The following is a 4,963-nucleotide window of genomic DNA, read 5'->3' as shown; positions in this document are numbered from 1 at the left end:
CACAGTGGACGCGAGCATCTGCGGACAAGCCCTCGGCCTATTAGTACCAGTCAACTCCACCTCTCACGAGGCTTCCATCCCTGGCCTATCAACCCGGTCATCTCCCGGGAGCCTTAACCCCTCAAAGGAGGCAGGAGCCCTCATCTCGAAGCAAGCTTCCCGCTTAGATGCCTTCAGCGGTTATCCTTCCCGAACGTAGCCAACCAGCCATGCCCCTGGCGGGACAACTGGCACACCAGAGGTCCGTCCGTCCCGGTCCTCTCGTACTAGGGACAGCCCTTCTCAAGACTCCAACGCGCGCAGCGGATAGGGACCGAACTGTCTCACGACGTTCTAAACCCAGCTCGCGTACCGCTTTAATGGGCGAACAGCCCAACCCTTGGGACCAACTCCAGCCCCAGGATGCGACGAGCCGACATCGAGGTGCCAAACCATCCCGTCGATACGGACTCTTGGGGAAGATCAGCCTGTTATCCCCGGGGTACCTTTTATCCGATGAGCGACGGCGCTCCCACAAGCCACCGCCGGATCACTAGTCCCTGCTTTCGCACCTGCTCGACCCGCCAGTCTCACAGTCAAGCTCCCTTGTGCACTTACACTCACCACCTGATAACCAACCAGGCTGAGGGAACCTTTGGGCGCCTCCGTTACCCTTTAGGAGGCAACCGCCCCAGTTAAACTACCCACCAGACACTGTCCCCGATCCGGATCACGGACCCAGGTTCAGGCATCCAGCACGATCAGAGTGGTATTTCACCAACGACTCCACCCAAGCTGGCGCTCGAGCTTCACAGTCTCCCACCTATCCTACACAAACCGAACCGAACACCAATATCAAGCTGTAGTAAAGGTCCCGGGGTCTTTCCGTCCTGCTGCGCGAAACGAGCATCTTTACTCGTACTGCAATTTCACCGGGCCTGTGGTTGAGACAGCCGAGAAGTCGTTACGCCATTCGTGCAGGTCGGAACTTACCCGACAAGGAATTTCGCTACCTTAGGATGGTTATAGTTACCACCGCCGTTTACTGGCGCTTAAGTTCCCAGCTTCGCCACACCACAAGATGCAGCTAACCAGTCCCCTTAACGTTCCAGCACCGGGCAGGCGTCAGTCCGTATACATCGCCTTACAGCTTCGCACGGACCTGTGTTTTTAATAAACAGTCGCTTCTCGCTGGTCTCTGCGGCCACCCCCAGCTCCCCACGCAAAGGCGGATCACCAGGAACGGCCCCCCTTCTCCCGAAGTTACGGGGGCAATTTGCCGAGTTCCTTAACCACAGTTCACCCGAACGCCTCGGTATACTCTACCTGACCACCTGAGTCGGTTTAGGGTACGGGCCGCCATGAAACTCGCTAGAGGCTTTTCTCGACAGCATAGGATCATCCACTTCGCCACAATCGGCTCGGCATCAGGTCTCACCCACAAAGAGCAGCGGATTTCCCTACCACTCGGGCCACACCCTTACCCCGGGACAACCACCGCCCGGGCTGGACTACCTTCCTGCGTCACCCCATCACTCACCTACTACAGGATCGGTTCACCCCCACCACACACCACCCACCAACCAAAGGCCAGTAGACGGCAGCGGCACAGGCTTAGCATCACCTGCCTCAGCGCTGGCGCTTCACAGCGGGTACCGGAATATCAACCGGTTATCCATCGACTACGCCTGTCGGCCTCGCCTTAGGCCCCGACTTACCCTGGGCAGATCAGCTTGACCCAGGAACCCTTAGTCAATCGGCGCACACGTTTCTCACGTGCGTAACGCTACTCATGCCTGCATTCTCACTCGCACACCATCCACACCACCCTCACAAGGATGCTTCACCCGGTGCACGACGCTCCCCTACCCACCACCCACAAAAGGGCGGCGACACGACTTCGGCGGTGTACTTGAGCCCCGCTACATTGTCGGCGCAGAATCACTCGACCAGTGAGCTATTACGCACTCTTTCAAGGATGGCTGCTTCTAAGCCAACCTCCTGGCTGTCTAAGCGACTCCACATCCTTTCCCACTTAGCACACGCTTAGGGGCCTTAGTCGATGCTCTGGGCTGTTTCCCTCTCGACCACGAAGCTTATCCCCCGCAGTCTCACTGCCGCGCTCAACTTACCGGCATTCGAAGTTTGGCTAAGGTCAGTAACCCGGTCAGGCCCATCACCTACCCAGAGCCCTACCTCCGGCAAGCACCACACGACGCTGCACCTAAATGCATTTCGGGGAGAACCAGCTATCACGGAGTCTGATTGGCCTTTCACCCCTAACCACAGGTCATCCCCCAGATTTTCAACTCTGGTGGGTTCGGGCCTCCACGCAGTCTTACCCACGCTTCACCCTGCCCATGGCTAGATCACCCCGCTTCGGGTCTCGGGCATGCCACCAACGCCCTCTTCGGACTCGCTTTCGCTACGGCTACCCCACACACGGGTTAACCACGCGACACACCGCGAACTCGCAGGCTCATTCTTCAAAAGGCACGCAGTCACGACACCACACACACAAGGCATGCAGCGCGACGCTCCCACGGCTTGTAGGCACACGGTTTCAGGTACTCTTTCACTCCGCTCCCGCGGTACTTTTCACCATTCCCTCACGGTACTATCCGCTATCGGTCACCAGGGAATATTTAGGCTTACCAGGTGGTCCTGGCAGATTCACACAGGATTCCTCGGGCCCTGTGCTACTCGGGACACCATCCCAGCGAGACACACGCATTTCAGCTACGGGGGTCTTACCCTCTACGCCAGGCCATTCGCATGCCCTTCGCCTATACATGTGCTTTCTCACTCGCCGACCAGCCGGCAGACCAGTCCAGACAGCTCCCACAACACCGCAACGGCAACCCCTGCCGAGTATCACACCGCCACGGTTTAGCCTCCTCCGGTTTCGCTCACCACTACTCCCGGAATCACTCTTGTTTTCTCTTCCTGCGGGTACTGAGATGTTTCACTTCCCCGCGTTCCCCCCTGCCGCCTATACATTCAGCGACAGGTGACAGCCCATAACGACTGCCGGGTTCCCCCATTCGGACACCCCCGGATCACAGCTCGGTTGACAACTCCCCGGGGACTATCGCGGCCTCCCACGTCCTTCATCGGTTCCTGGTGCCAAGGCATCCACCGTGCGCCCTTAATCACTTGGCCACAGATGCTCGCGTCCACTGTGCACTTAACAACCACCAACCGAGAAAAGCGAAAACCTTCGCTCCCTCAGGACCCAACAGCGAACCGAAGACACAAAAACCAGACCAAGGAAAAAACATGAGCAGCCACCACCAGACACCCTGCCTGGCAGCATCGGCAATGCTCCTTAGAAAGGAGGTGATCCAGCCGCACCTTCCGGTACGGCTACCTTGTTACGACTTCGTCCCAATCGCCAGTCCCACCTTCGACAGCTCCCTCCCCAAACAGGGGTTAGGCCACCGGCTTCGGGTGTTACCGACTTTCGTGACGTGACGGGCGGTGTGTACAAGGCCCGGGAACGTATTCACCGCAGCAATGCTGATCTGCGATTACTAGCGACTCCGACTTCATGGGGTCGAGTTGCAGACCCCAATCCGAACTGAGACTGGCTTTTAGGGATTCGCTCCACCTCACGGTATCGCAGCCCACTGTACCAGCCATTGTAGCACGTGTGCAGCCCAAGACATAAGGGGCATGATGACTTGACGTCGTCCCCACCTTCCTCCGAGTTGACCCCGGCAGTCTCCCGTGAGTCCCCACCACCACAAAGGGCGTGCTGGCAACACAGGACAAGGGTTGCGCTCGTTGCGGGACTTAACCCAACATCTCACGACACGAGCTGACGACAGCCATGCACCACCTGTACACCAGCCAAAAAGGAAGCCACATCTCTGCGACCGTCCGGTGTATGTCAAGCCTTGGTAAGGTTCTTCGCGTTGCGTCGAATTAAGCCACATGCTCCGCCGCTTGTGCGGGCCCCCGTCAATTCCTTTGAGTTTTAGCCTTGCGGCCGTACTCCCCAGGCGGGGCACTTAATGCGTTAGCTACGGCACAGACCACACAAAGCGGCCCACACCTAGTGCCCACCGTTTACGGCGTGGACTACCAGGGTATCTAATCCTGTTCGCTCCCCACGCTTTCGCTCCTCAGCGTCAGTATCGGCCCAGAGACCCGCCTTCGCCACCGGTGTTCCTCCTGATATCTGCGCATTTCACCGCTACACCAGGAATTCCAGTCTCCCCTGCCGAACTCGAGCATGCCCGTATCGACTGCAGACCCGGAGTTAAGCCCCGGGCTTTCACAATCGACGCGACACGCCGCCTACGAGCTCTTTACGCCCAATAATTCCGGACAACGCTCGCACCCTACGTATTACCGCGGCTGCTGGCACGTAGTTAGCCGGTGCTTCTTCCGCAGGTACCCTCACCCAGAAGAAAACCCCCAGGCTTGTTCCCTGCCGAAAGAGGTTTACAACCCGAAGGCCGTCATCCCTCACGCGGCGTCGCTGCATCAGGCTTTCGCCCATTGTGCAAGATTCCCCACTGCTGCCTCCCGTAGGAGTCTGGGCCGTGTCTCAGTCCCAGTGTGGCCGGACACCCTCTCAGGCCGGCTACCCGTCGTCGCCTTGGTAGGCCATCACCCCACCAACAAGCTGATAGGCCGCGGGCCCATCCCACACCACCCCGAAGGGCTTTCCACCAGCAGACCATGCGGCCACTGGTCGTATCCAGTATTAGACCCAGTTTCCCGGGCTTATCCCAGAGTGCAGGGCAGGTCACCCACGTGTTACTCACCCGTTCGCCACTAATCACCAGCTCCGAAGAGCCGGGTCATCGTACGACTTGCATGTGTTAAGCACGCCGCCAGCGTTCGTCCTGAGCCAGGATCAAACTCTCCGTGAATGCTTCAAAACAATCACGACGAGCGAGTCAATCCCCGCTACATCAAAGAAATATCTGGCAGATGTAGTACATCGGCTCGCTGTTGAGTTCTCAAGGAACGA

At 58.3% G+C, this 4,963-nt stretch carries 2 rRNA genes; both read right to left on the bottom strand.

The features are described 5' to 3' along the window. Positions 1-20: 20 nt before the first annotated feature. Positions 21-3,141, bottom strand: a 23S ribosomal RNA gene (locus tag JK356_RS21355). A gap of 170 nt (positions 3,142-3,311) precedes the next feature. Next, positions 3,312-4,862: ribosomal RNA gene (locus tag JK356_RS21350) — 16S ribosomal RNA — on the bottom strand. Together the 16S and 23S rRNA genes form the textbook arrangement of a ribosomal RNA operon. Positions 4,863-4,963: the final 101 nt, after the last annotated feature.

The sequence above is a fragment of the Streptomyces sp. 7-21 genome, from assembly GCF_016741785.1.
Lineage (GTDB): Bacteria > Actinomycetota > Actinomycetes > Streptomycetales > Streptomycetaceae > Streptomyces.
This window is presented reverse-complemented; position numbering and strand designations above follow the sequence as displayed.